Consider the following 14051-nt stretch of genomic DNA (forward strand, 5'->3'; position numbering starts at 1 on the left):
TGGGGCCCCGGATGCGGGTACGTCTCTGATTCCGCTTCCGGGGCGCGGCCGGGCCGCCCGACCACCGCGCCCCGGAAAGTTCGACACGACCGACTACCGCGAGCGCCACTCGGTCGAGTGTGGGATCAACCGCCTCAAGCGTCACCGGGCCGTGGCCACGAGATACGACAAGCTTGCCGTCCGTTACGAGGCGACCGGTTTGGTGGCAGTCCTCAACGAGTGGCTGTGACCAGTGGGCTTTGCCGTCGACCTCAGTCTGTCGGTGTCGGTGTCGGCGCGGCGCAGGCGTCGGCGATAGCCCGCGTGTCCCAGTAGAACGGACGGACCTTGGTGATCCGCCCGTCCTTGACCGTGATCGCTTGCAGAATGGGGAAGCTGAGTTCACGGTTGGTCGCGCGAGCGCGAGCACGGACCTGTGTGAGCACGACCGCAGTCTCACCGGTGGCCAGGAACTCCTGTTCCACCATCTCGAACGACTCCCACACCTCTCCCATCGTGAGGAAGAACTGCGTCATGCCGTTGTGCCCACGCCAAGTGCCTCCGTAGGGCAGGGAATCTGCTTGATGCAGCTCGACATCCGGCGCAAAGAAGGGTGCGAGGAGGTCGAACGAAGCCTCGCCAGGGCCTCCCGCCGCCAGGTACTCCGCCTCAGCCGCATACATGCCGGTGAGAACTGTTGCTGACTCCGTAGTGGATGACATCGTCATGTCGCCAGCATGAGGACCACAGCAGGACCTTGCTGGCGGCAATCAGACATCGTTGTGCTGCACGGTCGGCACGTCCTAAAGACTTCCCCCAGCCATACTGGTTCGCTGGCTGCCATCAGGACGCCTGAACCCCTTCGCCGCCCGTTACTACGCCTCCAACATCGGCCACTTCACCAGCCCCTACCTCTACGCCGACGGCGACCCTGCCAACGGCTCCAAACTGGCTCAGGGCGGCAAATTTCGCGGTGGTCTGCAAGTCCAGTTAGAGGAAAGGGAGAATGGACATCAGAATGCTCGCTGCCGAAGGCAAGGAGTCGGCGAGTCTCTTCGGCGCGGCATCCGGGGCGGATCGGCCCTGCCTTCGCGGTCCAGGTCGGCTCTCTGCGGGCGACGCCGTCTGGGCGGTGCTCGGCCTGGCGGGGGCGGGGGCGGGGGCGCTGTTCGCGGTGCCGGCCTTGCGCGTGCCGCTCACCGTGACCGGGTGCTTGTTGCTGGCCTGGTTGGGGGTGACGGGCCTGCGCGACGCGCTCGTGCGGAAGGTGTCCGATCCGACGGCACAGCCGTACGCCGAACAGGACCGCAGGGCCATGGCTGTGGGGGCGGGCATGTCCCTGGCGAACCCATGGAACGTTGTCTATTGGTCGGGCGCGGCCGGCGGAGTGGGCGCCGTGCTCGGCCCGGGCCGGGCGGCGGAGCTGGGCGTCTTCTGCGCCGGATTCATGGCCTCCTCGATGCTGTGGTGCCTGATCGCGGCGGGGCTGATCGTTGTGCTGCGCAGGGCGCTGCCACCACTGGCCCTACCCGTACTCGAAGCCTGCTGCGGTGCCTCGCTCCTGGTCTTCGCGTTACTCCAGCTGAGCCGCGTCTGATCGGTTGATGTCGGAGTGGCTCGACAACCTCGTCAACTGGCGCTCGGTGCCCGCCGACTTCCCGGCATGGGATCGTGTTTGTGCACCGTCTCCAGAGGGTGTCCCCGCCTACTTCTCCCCACGACTCACCCGGACGCAGCCCCACGTGCCTGTCACGATGACCAGCACTGCCAGGCCGCCGATTGTCCCTCGGTACGAGCCGGGGTCCAGCTCGACTGCCGTGTCGTCGTCCTCCAACGGAGCAACTGCGCCCTTGGGGTCGTACAGCACGCGCAATTCGTCGCCTGGCTCAACGCTTTCCGGGTCGCAGCCGTCCGTCATCTGAGGTGAGATCTCCCGGCCGTCGCGGGTGCGGAGCGTGCACTCGTCGGTCTTGCCGTTGTCGACGCCGACCACGACGGCCTCGGTCCACCGGCCCCTCTTCTCCAGGCCCCGCTCTTCGCCGGCCTCTCGGGTGATGACCGCCAGCACGATCGCGGCAGGGAGGGCAACCGCGAGCGCCCCGATGGCCAGTTTCGGCGCCTTCTTGTGAGTGACGTGGCGGAGCAAGACGCCGGGCACCAGGATGAGCGCCAGAGGTGTCACCAGCGCGGAGATGACGAAGGCCGGGCCGCGCAGGAAAGCGGGCAGGGGCGCAACCGGCGCGAACCACATCAGGGTCACCGAGGCCGCTACGCACGCGCTGTTGAACAGAAACCAGTGAATCGGGCCCGTACGGCGGCGTCGGGGCGGAGCGTTCTCGGCTGGCTGGGCCGCGCGGTCGGCTCCTGCCGCGAGTCCGTGTATGTCCCTGTCCGCCGCCATGCGCTCTCTCCGTCTACGTCGGCCTGTTGACGTAAGAGGGTATGGGGCGCGAAATCCAGCTGATCAGCGAGGTCTCGACCGGGGCTGCGGGAAGGCGACGGCATCGCCGCCGATAGGCCGCAGACCGTCGTGCACACTCGCGGTCGATGCAGATCACCCAGCCACGGCCTTTGCGCAGTAAGGGGCAGCGAGTTTGCGGGTCGACCGGATCGGACGTCACCGCACGTCGTGGTCCGCGCTTCAGGGCAGGTGTGACAGCAGTAGCTCGGTGAGGCGTCCGGGTGTGCGGAGTGGCAGGTAGTGGTCGGCGTCCGGGATCGTCTCGCAGCGGGCGTTGGGGATGTCGGTGACAAGTCGTTGGGCGATCACCGCGATCTCTGGGTGGTCATGGCCGCCGTGGATGACCAGCGTCGGCGCGGCGATTTCTCCGAGGTTTGGTTCGGCATCACGGCCCGCCGAGACAACGCAGTGCTGTTCGCTCACGACTCGTCGCTCGGCATTCGAGGCAACCATGGTCTCGATGAGCTCTCCTCCGGGAGCCGTGCGGCCCATGGCTGCCCAGATCGTCAGTTCCAGCTCGACCAAGGTGGCCGTCTGATGCTCGCGCCGGGCCGTGGCGTAGGCCGACAGCTCGGGACTTTGCGGCCAGACGTGACCGCTGACCGAGGCGCCGACCAGAGCGAGTGCGGTGACGCGTTCGGGGTGAGTGAGGGTGAAGTCCAGCGCGGTCTCCCCGCCCATGCTCAACCCGACCAACGCGGCTTGACGAAGGCGGAAGTGGTCAAGGACCGCGCACAGATCCTCAACGTCGCTGAAGGGCTTGCCTGGTGGTGCGGAGCGTCCCAGCCCGCGGGCGTCGTAGCGGATCACGTCGTGGTGACGGGCCAGCTCGGGAACGACGGCGTCCCACAGCCGGGAGTCCATGCCGGCGCCGTGCAAGAGCACGACCGGGTTCCCCGTGCCATCGCGCTCGGCCCAAAGTAGACCGCCGTCTGGAGTAGAGATGCGGACCTCGTGTGGCGATCCGTCAGATCGTTTGCAGGAGTCGGTTGTCACGGTCTGATCTTTTCAGAGCTTTCGTCTGAGAGGTCCTGCACCAGATGTCAGCCGACCCCGTCCTGCTTGCTGGCGCCCCAGGGGCACCAAGCTGTGGCGGGACCACGCTGGCATCCTGTACCTCCACCGTCTCCGACCCTTGAACAGCTCCGACACCACCAGCAGCAGCACCGCGTCCCCGGCTGCTTCCCCCCTCCGGACCGCCCTCCAGCAAACAGCCACGGGTCACATCCCGGGCTTGCTCAGCCGTCCACACTCTGCCGTCAGCGACATGTTCGTCGCCCTCCGGGGATGAATACACCATCGCGATTTCCGACAACTCGGCACTCGGACACCACCCCCGCCCTGGACAGATCAGCTCACCCCGGGGATCACTCACTGGGCCGGCATTGGTCTCGATCGCGTCGCGCGGGATCAGTTCGGGTGGGACGTTCCATGTCACCGCCGTGGGGCTGAACATCGTCCCCACCGGGGCTTCTAGGCCGGAATCTGGCCTAGAGGCCGCCTAGCGTCAGGACGAGCAGCACACACTCAGGAAGGCAGCGGATGACCGTAAAACCGATCCCGGACGGCTACCACACCGTCACGCCATGGATCATCTCGCGCGACACAGCCGGGCTCATCGACTACCTGAAGGAGGCGTTCGACGCAGAGGAGATCACCCGGGTCGTCGGGGACGACGGCCGGATCGGGCACGCGGAGGTACGGATCGGCGACTCGGTCGTCATGCCGTTCGACGCACCGCCACACTGGCCGCCGACCCCCGCCTTCCTGCGCCTCTACGTCGAGGACGCCGACGCCGCGCACCGCAGGGCCGTCGCGGCCGGCGGTACGTCCGTGACCGAAGTGACACACCTCTTCTTCGGCGACCGGGTCGGACGGGTACGCGATCCCCTGGGCAATCTGTGGTGGCTCCAGACGCGAGTGGAGGACGTCAGCCCGGAGGAGATGGAACGCCGTCTGGGCGACCCGAAGTGGGCCGAGGCGATGGCGTACGTCCAAGGTGCCGACTTCTTCCCGGACGCCTCAGACTTCGGGGGATGACTCACCTCCGTGCGGGTGGAGCGCAGGCGGCCCTGAGCCCCGGTTCCTGAGCCGCCATGCTGCCCGCCGGTGGTCGGCACCCTGAGTCCAAGAGGAGAAGGGGGTGTCCAAGGTTGTCGGGCGACGAACGAGAACTTGGGCACCCTGACCGCTCCGCATGTGAAACCCCTCGCGGGCCCGACAAGTTCCGCGCTGACAAAGGTTACGACTCATAGCAGGCCGGGCCTGGTCGTCGTCGACGTCGCGGCCGCTTACGACGAATGCGCACTCGCCTTCTCAGCAGCTGCTCGCCGACCGATGGGCGACGGCGCCAGGGGAGCAGTCGACGCGGGACGCCGGTCAGCCCGGTGTTCGGCCGCGCTGCTTCCTGGACTTGCGGCAGCCGCTCGACTCGTAAAAGGTCGCACAGAGGGGCGGCGGGGCAGCAGTGTCCGGGGTCTTGTGAGGGAGCCGGTTCTCAACGTCGATTGCGGCGAGTTGTCAGATGCAAACGGCGCGTCAGGCCCTCTTCATCGGCGGGCTACCGACGAGTAGGTGACTTTCGGTCAATCTTTGGCAGGGAGTTGGCGGTATCTGCGCTCATCCTTCACATCTCCCGCACAGGTAACTCCCGCTGTGAGCTCGGCGTTTGCGGATGCCGCGCCGCGAGGAGGCGCGCACACGATGTCCCGTTGAGTGGTCCGGGCGCCTGGGGCAGTGCTTGCCGTGCCCGGCTGGCCTGTGGCTAAGTTGAACCCCGCGCGCCCCGAGGGGCCTTGACCATCCCTTCGCGACGCGCGCATGCCATTCGGCGGCCGGGGTGCAGTGCCGCTACGGGGAGGATTGCTTCGTCATGCCGCGATACCGGCTCGTCGTGAACGCCTGCTCTGTCGCCGCTGACTGCTGCCCCTGCTCCCGCACCGCAACCGCGGACTGACTGACCCGCGCGCACATCGCCACCGCCTGTTCGGGCGGTCACTCCCGCCTGCTCTCGTTTGCTTGCTACGAAGGATGCCCCCTTGCGATTCAGACCGGGGTTGTTAAGCCCCAGATCACCCATATCCGCGACGGTCACTTCGGCTGTCACGTCCGTGGCTGCCCTGGCCGTCCTCGGTGGCCTGGTCGTCCAGCCTGGCCAGCTCGGCCGGGGCGCCGAACAGCGCACCGCGACTGTCGCCGCGACGGGCGACTCGTACGACGGCTTCGACACCAAGGCGGCTGAGCAGCTGCGGGAGGATCAGTGTGTGGCCGTCGACGCCCTGCGCAAGGGCGGCCCCAGCTTGTTCGCTCTGGCGCAGGGTGCCATCGGGCTGCCGGCCGACCAGCTCCACCAGAAGCTCAAGCGGGACCTCGCCGACACCAAGACCCCCCTGCACCAGGCCTACCTCGCGGACGACGCCAGCAGAAACCAGTGGGTCAAGAAGGCCAATGACCAGGAGTTGGCGTTTGCCAAAACCGTCATGGGCCTGACCTCCTACCCTGACGAACCGCCCGGGGAGTTCGAGGTCTTCGAGCGGACCGGTCTGATGCCGTGGCTGTACCAGTCGTACAACAAGTCGATCGACTTGTTCTCCCCGTTCTACGATCCGTCTCCCACCGCTGACGACAAGACGAAGGCCGCCGCGCTCGCGATCGGCGACCCGCTGTACACCACCGGGGGCACACCGGAGGAGCAGCAGGCGTGGAAGGTCTGGAAGAAGAACTCGGGGAAGATCGAACCCAACGAGTTGTTCGTTCCCAGGGTGTTCGCCGATGACGCCCGCATCTTCCTGGCCTCCGGCGGCTTCCCCCGCACGGCCCCGGCCCCGGGCACGCCGGAGTACCGCATCGCGGTCGAGGATCTGAAGTCCCGCTTCGCCTCGTGTGCCTGGCACGCCCCGATCGACCCGAACCGGGTTCTGGGCAAGGAGGTGGCCCAGGCGTCCGCCGAGTGGCAGCAGGAGATCACCTCGCAGGCCACGCAGCGCCAGCAGATCCTCGCCGCCAACGTCACCGCCACCAAGGCGTTGCAGGACGGCACGTTCACCCTGGGGCAGATCCTCGGCCAGTCGTGGATCGCGGACTTCTCCGCCCGCTGGCAGGACTACTACTCCGCCGGAGGGCTGGGCTGGATCGGCGAGAGCCCGGTCACGATCGAGGTGCCGGGCGCGAAGGGCCACTGCCTGGATGTCGCAGGCGGCAAGGAAGCCAACGGCACACCCGTGCAGATCTACACCTGCAACGGCGGCGCGGCCCAGCAGTGGACTCTGGAGGGCAGCGAGGACGACCTCTACTTCCGCAACGTCGGCTCCATGAAGTGCCTGGACGTGGCCGGGAACAACTCGGCGAACGGCACGAAGATCCAGATCTATGACTGCTACAAGTCCAAGGGACAGTCCTGGCAGGGCGACGTCCGTGCCGCCGGGCCCCTGAAAAGCGTCAGCACGGGCAAGTGCCTGGACTTGAGCGCGTTCACCAAGAGCACGGACGCGCGGCTGTGGGACTGCAAGGACACCAGTGCGCAGAAGTTCCTGATCAAGCCGACCGGTCACAAGGGCACGGACAGCCCCCTGTATCCGGAGAAGGCCGAGTTCGACAAGGCGAAGAAGCTCGTCGCCGATGCCCAGGCGGCGGCGAAGAAGCACCTGGCCGCGCTCAAGACCCAGTTGGAGGACGCCAAGAAGGCGGCCACCGCGTCCGACACAGCTGAGCAGGCCGCGTACGGAATCGCGGACGCCGCTGGTGCGCCGCGGGGTCGTGGGCTCCTGGCCGGCCAGCAGAAAGCGCAGGTCACCAAAGGGTCGGTGGCGGCGCTGACGGCGATGGTGAAGGCCGCTGAGACAGCCGAGGCCGCGACCAGGGCTTCCGCGGGCGACAGCCAGACCATCGCCCAGCGCGCTCTCGCCCAAGCCGCGCAGTCGAAGGCGGAGTTCCGCAAGGCCGCCGCGGCAATGGCCGAATCCCAGGCCAAGGCGGCGGCCGACGCGGCGAAGGTGCACCGCGACAACGCCAAGAAGGACAAGGAGACCGCGGAAGCCAAACTCGCCGAGGCGCTGAAGGCCGAAGGCGACGCCAAGGCGGCCGCCGCCGACGCGCACGCCAAGAGGCTCGCGGCCGAGGCCGAGGAGAAGACGGCCAAGGCCGAGAAGGAAACCGCCGCGGCCAAACAGGCCGAAGCGGCTCAGCACAAGGAGAACGCCCAGACCGAGGCGGCGAACGCCAAGGACGCCAAGGACAAGGCCGAAGCCGCCGAGGCGACCGCGGTCGCGCGGAAGAACGACGCGGTCAAGGCCCGGGACAAGGCCCGCGACCTGCGCGACGATGCCTGGGACGCCGAGCACAAGGCGGATGCCGCCCGTGCGAAGGCGGACGCGAAGGAGGCGTTCGCCCAGGCCCACGAGTCCGACAGCAACGCCAAGGAGTCCAGAGAGGCAGCGAACGCGGCTTCGGCACACGCGGACGACGCCGAGGCAGCCGCCGGCCGGGCCCGGACCTCCGCGAACGCGGCCACCGAGGCGGCAGCCGAGGCGGACGCCGCGGCCACCCGCGCCGAAGCGGCCGCCAAGCGGGCACGTTCCCACGCGGACGCCGCCCACGCCGCCAAACTGAAGGCCGACGCCGCGATGAAGACCGCGACGAGCGCCGCGGCCGACGCCATCAAGGCATCCGAGCACGCCTCCTCCGAAGCCAAGACGGCCGTCGAGCTGGCGGACGAGGCGGAGCAACTCGCCAAGACCGCCAAGACCCAGGCCGACGAGGCGAACAAGGAGGCCGCCAAGGCCCTGGCCGCCTCGGCCAAAGCCGCCGGCTTCGCCCACGTCACCGCGCAGGCCGCCACCGACGCGGGCAACGCAGCCGTACAGGTCGCCAAGCCGGCCAACGACGCGATCGAACTCGGCTCTGCCTACGTGACCACCGACTCGGCCGCCGGCCTGGTGGTGCTGACCGGTCAGGCGTCGAAATCGATCGCCGAGCAGCAACAGGCCGTCGCCGACGCCCACGCCAAGAACGCACAGGCGGAAGCAGCCGCGGCCAAGAACCTCGCCGAACAGGCAACCGGGGACGCCAAGGCCGCCTACCAGCACGCCGCCAACGCCGCCACACACGCGGCCACCGCCCGCACCTACTCCAAGGAAGCCCTCGGCTACGCCGCCGACGCCGCCAAGGCCGCCTCGAAGGCATCCGCGTCCCTGGCCCGCACCATCGACTACAACCGGCAGGCCACCGCCGACGCGGACGCCGCCGACAAGGCAGCCGGCCGTGCCGAAGGCCACGCCAAGGACGCCCGCGCCTCCGCCGACCAGGCGGCCCTCGACGCCCAGGCCGCACGCGACGCCGCCTCACAGGCCGAACAGGCCGCCAAGGACGCCCGCGCCGCCGCCAACCGCGCCGACGCCGCCGCCACCGAAGCCGAACAAGCCGCCAAGGACGCGCTGAAGTACGCCAAGGAGGCACAGGAAGCCGCGGAGTCCGCAGCCCGCAAGCAGGCCAACCAGCAGGTCAGCAGCGGTGCGGGTACCGGTATCGGCGGCACCTGGTACGTCGTCGACGACAACAGCATCGAAATCACCGACACCAAGCAGCAGAACGACTGCGTCATCGACATCGGCTTCGAGGGCTGCACCGTCACCTTCCTCGTCACGTTCAACGCGACGGTCGACTTCTTCCTGTGCACGGACCCCGACGTACCGGCCAGCGCCAACGGCTGCCCGCCTGAGGACACGCTGCTCCTGGAAAGCAAGCCCTTCAAGGGCTTGAAGAAGGAGGTCACCGAGCACTTCACCAAGCTCGAACTCATCCAGCAGACCCTCACCTACAAGATCATCAAGGCGGTCCTGGTCCAGGACTTCGTCGACTGCTGGCACGGCAGCGCCAGCGGCTGCGGCTGGGCCCTGAGCAACTTCATCCCGGGTAAGGCGTTCACGAAGATCGCCGAGGCGATCCGCGCGCTGGACGCCGCGATGAAGACCGGCACCGGTGTCGCCGACGCCTACAGGTCGCTGAAGGCGCTCGACCTGGACCCCGCGACGCTGGCGCGGATCGAGGACACCGTCAACCTCTTCGAAGACCTGGCGACGTCCTGCAGGGTCAACAGTTTCCCGGGACACACCCAGGTGCTGATGGCGGACGGCAGCCGCAAGGCGATCAGCGACGTACGCCGCGGTGACCGGGTGCTGGCCCAGGACCCTGAGAGCGGTGAACACCGCCCGCAGGTGGTCAGCGCGACGTTCGCTCATGACACGGACCGGTTGATCGACATCAGCTTCGCCGGTGGAAGCACCCTGTCAAGCACCGCGGGGCACCGTGTCTTCGTCGTCGACCGTGGCTGGGTCCTGGTCTCGGAGCTCCGCAGGGGCGACGAGCTGCGCTCGCCCGACGGCACGGTCCAGGCCGTCAGCGGGCTGCGGGATCTGACCGACCTGAGGCCGCGTGAGGTCTACGACCTCACCGTCCGTGGTCTGCACACCTTCTACGTGCGTGCCGAGGGCCCGCGTGCGAAGGACCTCCTGGTACACAACTGCGCGAATCTCGCCGATGAACTGGACTTCCCGAACACCGGGGCCCACACACTCAGCAGGCACGTCAACGTGACCCCGGACCAGGCCAGGGGGTTCGCCCTCGAGAATGAGCGGAAGGGCCTGGAACCCATAAGCACCGTGTGGACCGACAGGGACATCGCCCAGCAGGCGGTCGACCGGGTTCTGGCCTACTACTTCTTCCCCAACGGCAAGCGGAGAGGCAAGAGCTTCGAGGCGCTGGACAATTTCATCCACCATCGGGGCCAGTGGAAGAACAAGAGCGAGTTCCCGATCACAGGAAGATGGGACAACTACGATTCCCTGGGCAAGGTGTACAAGACGGACGGCTCCTGGGAGGCTGCCGGGAACGAGGTCCGCGTAATCCTCAAGAGGTTGCCGGGCAAGGACGACCGCCACGAGGGCTACATCGTCTACACGGCGTATCCGCTGAAAAAGCGCTCCTGAGGTGACAACGACGGACAGTCGGCGCATGACCTGAACGCCGGCTCGATTCCCGGCCCGCTCGCCGGCACACCGTCCCGCGGTGGGCCCGTCCCAGGACGGGCCCACCGCGGGAACACACTGAGAGACAAGGAACACGACGTGGCAAGGCTTCGTAGGCGCCCCAGCGGACTCTACGAGGGAGACTTCGGCCTGAGCGCGCTCGCAGAAAGGCTCAGCACCTCAGCCGAGAGGGTCGATGAAGCAGGGGCACGGGGCCTCGCCGCGGCGGTGGCTGACGACTGCGAGGGCGAAGGCGCCGTCGAACTCGGTGTCGACCTGCTTAGCCTGCTGGACTCCACGCTGTCCGAGGAGGTGATACGCACGGCATGGCTGGCGGCCACCCGTCATCGCTTCGATCCAGCCGACTGGGGAATGACCATCCGTGGGTGGCTCCGCCAACTCGCGACTCTGTACCCGGCCCACCCCGGAGGTAAGGCCCACAGCTATCGGCCGGAATCCTCGTCGACCATCGACGAGGAAGAGCTGTGCGAATCCGTAATCCGGGAGATTCACACCTCCGCGCGTGAGCTGACGCATGCGATGGCTGACTCCGGCGCCGACGCCCCACTTCCTGAACACGTACCCGAAGCACTGGAAAGGATCGTCAGGGAAAGCGACGGCGAACTCGGATTCCGCCTCTGGCTACGCGTATTGAAGACGTACCGGGTTCCGGTGGCCAAGGACCAGTACGACCGCCTCATGGTGCTCGACACCAGACTCAGGTACCCCGGACCGCTGGTCTACGACGGGCTCAACGTGCGGTGGCCGCAGATCGACACCACCCGACGGGACGCCACAGGAGACTTCGGCTTCTCCGAACTCACCTCGTGGTTCACGGGCCACTGGCACGACCACACGGCCACGGAGACGGTCCGGCAAGCCGCGGCCAACGACGACACCGCCCAGACTCCGGGCTCAGCGGCGGCCCTGCTGCTCCAGGACACGGTCCGCTTGCTGGAGTCACCGCTGTCCCCCGACACGATCACCACCCTGTGGCTGGCCGCGTCGGACCGGGGTTTCAGCATCGACCGGGCAGGAATCGACGCACGGTCCTGGCTCGAGACGATCACGGAGGTATGTCGCGAACGCCTGCGGGAAGTCGCCCCGTCCTACGCACAGGTCATGCCGCCTCTCCGGGCTGACTTCACTGGTCCGGTGCTCCAAGAGATCCACGACGTGACGCCGTTGCTGGTGGATCGGGCCGTCAGCCCTGGCTGGCACGAAATCCCGGGCCCGGCCGCAGCGGAGGCGATGGAGCAGGTTGTGACCCGGGTGGACCCCGACCTCGGGTACCGGCTGCTCCTCAGGCTCCTGCAGGTTCTCGCCCTGCCGCTCACCGAGCAGCAGTACGCCCGCTACCGCACGTTGGGCGAGCAACTGGGCTACGGCGAATTCCACGTCAGCGAGTTGGAACTCCTGGTGAGGCAAGTGTGAGTGGAAGGCGGGTGGCACGGTCGGCCACCGACTGCTCCACACGCTCCATAGCGCGAGCCGCTGGCCGGCACCGGACCAGCCTCTTCGCAGACACGACTCCCGCTGTCCTCTCCTGGCAGCGCCCCTTCGACGGGCTCATCTGCCGGATGCTTGGCCCTGCCCGGCAGGGGGCAAGCCCGGGTGACGGCACCGACGCCGCGAAGGAGTTTTCGCAGTCGGCCGGCTCTGCATCAGACATCTCCGCCTCAACGTGTGGCGGGCGACGCCGCCGGCGAGTACGGCGAGGGCGAGTACGGCGAGGGCGAGTACCGCGAGAAGCTTCCGTTTTGCGCTGCGGCCGAGGGCCTTCGGGGGCGGCCGGGGCGGGGCGGGCTGGCGTGACAGGCCCTGTGTGATGCGCTGCCAGACCAGCTCCGGAGGCGCGGCCGGCATGTCCTCCAGCTCCGCGCTGCGGGCGGCGGTCACCACGCGGGTCATCATCCGCAGTTCGTCGCGGCAGCGGTCGCACCGCTCGATATGCCGCAGGGCCTCGGCGTCGTCGTCGGTCGGCGGGGTGTTCCGCAGTGCCAGTTCCACCAGGTGCGCGGGCTCTACGTGGTCCACTACGCCCTCCCGTTCCCCGGTCCCCGCGACTCGGCGGGCTCTGCCGTGACGACGAGGTTGGACAGATAGCCGCCCCGTTCGGGGACGAACGGCGGCGCGCAGGTGATGAGCGTCAGGACGGGCGCACCGGACCGGCGGAACACCGAGGAGGGCAACTCGTCCTTGGGTACGGTGACGCGCGAGACGACGCGGTAGTACACCGGTTCCGCCCCCGCCCGCCGCACCTCGATGCGATCCCCGCGCTGTACGTCGTACAGCGCGGCGAATTCACCGATCTCACCGGTGTCGCTGTCGACGTGTCCGACGAGCACGGCCGACCCCCGCTCACTGCCCGGTGCAGGGCCATAGCGGTACCAGCCGGCCGCGGAAGGCTCGTCGGGCACGGTCATGTCTCCCCGGTTCGTCACGCCCACCGGGCCGACCCGGGCGTCGAGGCCGACGTCGCGCACCAGGACGCGCCGGGGCGACGGATCCTGCGCCGTGCCGGGGCCCGACTTCGCGGCCGCCCCGTCCGTACGTCCAGAGGTCGCGGCCACGACGGCGGGCGGGGGCGCGGCCGGGTGCGACGGTCCCTCCGGAAAACCGAGGACGGCTGCCAGAGCGGCAGCCGCCACGGTCGGTCCGGTCAGCCGTCGCGCGCTGTCAGCCACGCCGGCCGGCGACCCTGCGGGCCGTCAGGACGCCCGTCACCGTGACCACTCCGGCCGCGGCGGCCCAGGCCGGCCACGTGTCGGAGGAGTTCGTGGTGACGGCGGCACCGCTGCCGCCCGCGTCGACGCCCTTGGGAGCCGATGCCATGCCGCTGAAGGACTGGGTCTTCAGGGCCAGGTTCTTGTCGCCGGCGCTGCCCCATGCGTAGACGACGTTGCTGGTGCCTTCCTCGAGGCTCAGGTCGGCCGGGCCTATGGCCACGGTGTCCGTACCGGCGAGCACCACGTCTGCGTTGACCGTGCCCGCGTCGACCTCGGCGGTGTCCTCCTTCGGGTTGGTGAGGTTGCTGAAGACGGGCTGTCCGCCGGCCCGGACGTCGACGGCGGGTGCGGCCGCGACATGGCGGACCGTCAGACGCGCCTTGCCGGCGCCGACCTGCGAGACGTCGTTGACGAAGGCCGTCAGCTGGGGCTTGCCGTCGGCGGAGAGGTGGGCGGCGACCGTGGCGTTCGCGCCCTCGGGCACCTCGACCTTCTTCTCCAGGGCGGGAGCGCCCTCGGGTCCCTTGCCCGCTTCGAAGATCTGGATGTCGTAGGTACCGGCGTCCAGGGACTGCGGGTCCGTCACCGTGCCGGGCTTGAAGTCGCTGAGCAGTTCATCGCCGTTGGCGTACACGTCCACGGTCATCCCGGGGATGCCGTGGAAGACGGACACCATGGTCTTGTCCTGCTCCTGGGCCATGGCGGGTGCTGCCATGCCGAGGGCCAGGGCGCAGGCGCCGGCCGAGGCTGCGACGGCGAGGTGGATTCGCGAGCTCATGGGATCTTCCCTTCAAAAGGAGTCTCCGTACGGTGCGGAGTCTCAGTCCCGTTTCAGGTGTGGGGCCCACCGCGGATGCGCGG

At 68.4% G+C, this 14051-nt stretch carries 11 protein-coding genes and 1 pseudogene; 6 read left to right on the forward strand and 6 right to left on the reverse strand.

Annotation, left to right across the window (positions count from 1 at the left end):
- Positions 1-251: 251 nt before the first annotated feature.
- A complete protein-coding gene (locus tag QC385_RS24670) occupies positions 252-707 on the reverse strand; it encodes a nuclear transport factor 2 family protein (RefSeq protein ID WP_279543534.1) in 456 nt (151 codons plus the stop codon).
- Between the two features lie 278 nt (positions 708-985).
- On the opposite strand from QC385_RS24670, the gene QC385_RS24675 reads away from it, so the two are divergent.
- Complete coding sequence (locus QC385_RS24675; RefSeq protein WP_279543535.1) at positions 986-1576, forward strand: LysE family transporter; 591 nt, start codon at positions 986-988, stop codon at positions 1574-1576.
- A gap of 108 nt (positions 1577-1684) precedes the next feature.
- Here QC385_RS24675 and QC385_RS24680 read toward each other — a convergent pair whose 3' ends face one another.
- Complete coding sequence (locus QC385_RS24680) at positions 1685-2239, reverse strand: hypothetical protein (RefSeq protein ID WP_279543536.1); 555 nt, start codon at positions 2237-2239, stop codon at positions 1685-1687.
- Between the two features lie 381 nt (positions 2240-2620).
- Positions 2621-3325, reverse strand: a complete 705-nt coding sequence (locus QC385_RS24685; RefSeq protein ID WP_279543537.1) for an alpha/beta fold hydrolase — start codon at positions 3323-3325, stop codon at positions 2621-2623.
- Positions 3326-3982: 657 nt separating this feature from the next.
- On the opposite strand from QC385_RS24685, the gene QC385_RS24690 reads away from it, so the two are divergent.
- The 5 genes and pseudogenes from QC385_RS24690 to QC385_RS24710 all read left to right on the forward strand — a co-directional run bounded on the left by QC385_RS24690 (position 3983) and on the right by QC385_RS24710 (position 11895).
- Positions 3983-4480, forward strand: coding sequence for a VOC family protein (locus QC385_RS24690; RefSeq protein WP_279543538.1), 498 nt, complete (start codon positions 3983-3985; stop codon positions 4478-4480).
- Positions 4481-4639: 159 nt separating this feature from the next.
- Positions 4640-4726: pseudogene (locus QC385_RS24695) on the forward strand (hypothetical protein); the annotation flags it as partial.
- A gap of 37 nt (positions 4727-4763) precedes the next feature.
- On the forward strand, positions 4764-4877 hold the full coding sequence (locus tag QC385_RS24700; RefSeq protein ID WP_279543654.1) for a DUF6207 family protein: 114 nt from the start codon (positions 4764-4766) through the stop codon (positions 4875-4877).
- 673 nt (positions 4878-5550) lie between these two features.
- Entirely contained in the window at positions 5551-10422 is a 4872-nt protein-coding gene (locus tag QC385_RS24705) for a ricin-type beta-trefoil lectin domain protein (RefSeq protein WP_279543539.1), read from the forward strand.
- A gap of 267 nt (positions 10423-10689) precedes the next feature.
- The gene (locus QC385_RS24710) at positions 10690-11895 is read left to right on the forward strand and encodes a hypothetical protein (protein WP_279543540.1); all 1206 of its coding nucleotides are present in this window, start codon (positions 10690-10692) and stop codon (positions 11893-11895) included.
- Positions 11896-12030: 135 nt separating this feature from the next.
- Here QC385_RS24710 and QC385_RS24715 read toward each other — a convergent pair whose 3' ends face one another.
- The 3 genes from QC385_RS24715 to QC385_RS24725 are packed head-to-tail and all read right to left on the reverse strand — an operon-like array spanning position 12031 to position 13968.
- The gene (locus QC385_RS24715) at positions 12031-12498 is read right to left on the reverse strand and encodes a hypothetical protein (protein ID WP_279543541.1); all 468 of its coding nucleotides are present in this window, start codon (positions 12496-12498) and stop codon (positions 12031-12033) included.
- Positions 12498-13148, reverse strand: coding sequence for a class F sortase (locus QC385_RS24720; protein WP_279543542.1), 651 nt, complete (start codon positions 13146-13148; stop codon positions 12498-12500). Before QC385_RS24720 ends, QC385_RS24715 begins: the two co-directional genes overlap by 1 nt.
- Positions 13141-13968 (reverse strand): DUF4397 domain-containing protein, encoded by an 828-nt coding sequence (locus QC385_RS24725; RefSeq protein WP_279543543.1) that lies wholly within the window; start codon positions 13966-13968, stop codon positions 13141-13143. Before QC385_RS24725 ends, QC385_RS24720 begins: the two co-directional genes overlap by 8 nt.
- Positions 13969-14051 lie beyond the last annotated feature (83 nt).

This window comes from Streptomyces sp. DH10, assembly GCF_029813805.1.
Lineage (GTDB): Bacteria > Actinomycetota > Actinomycetes > Streptomycetales > Streptomycetaceae > Streptomyces > Streptomyces coeruleofuscus.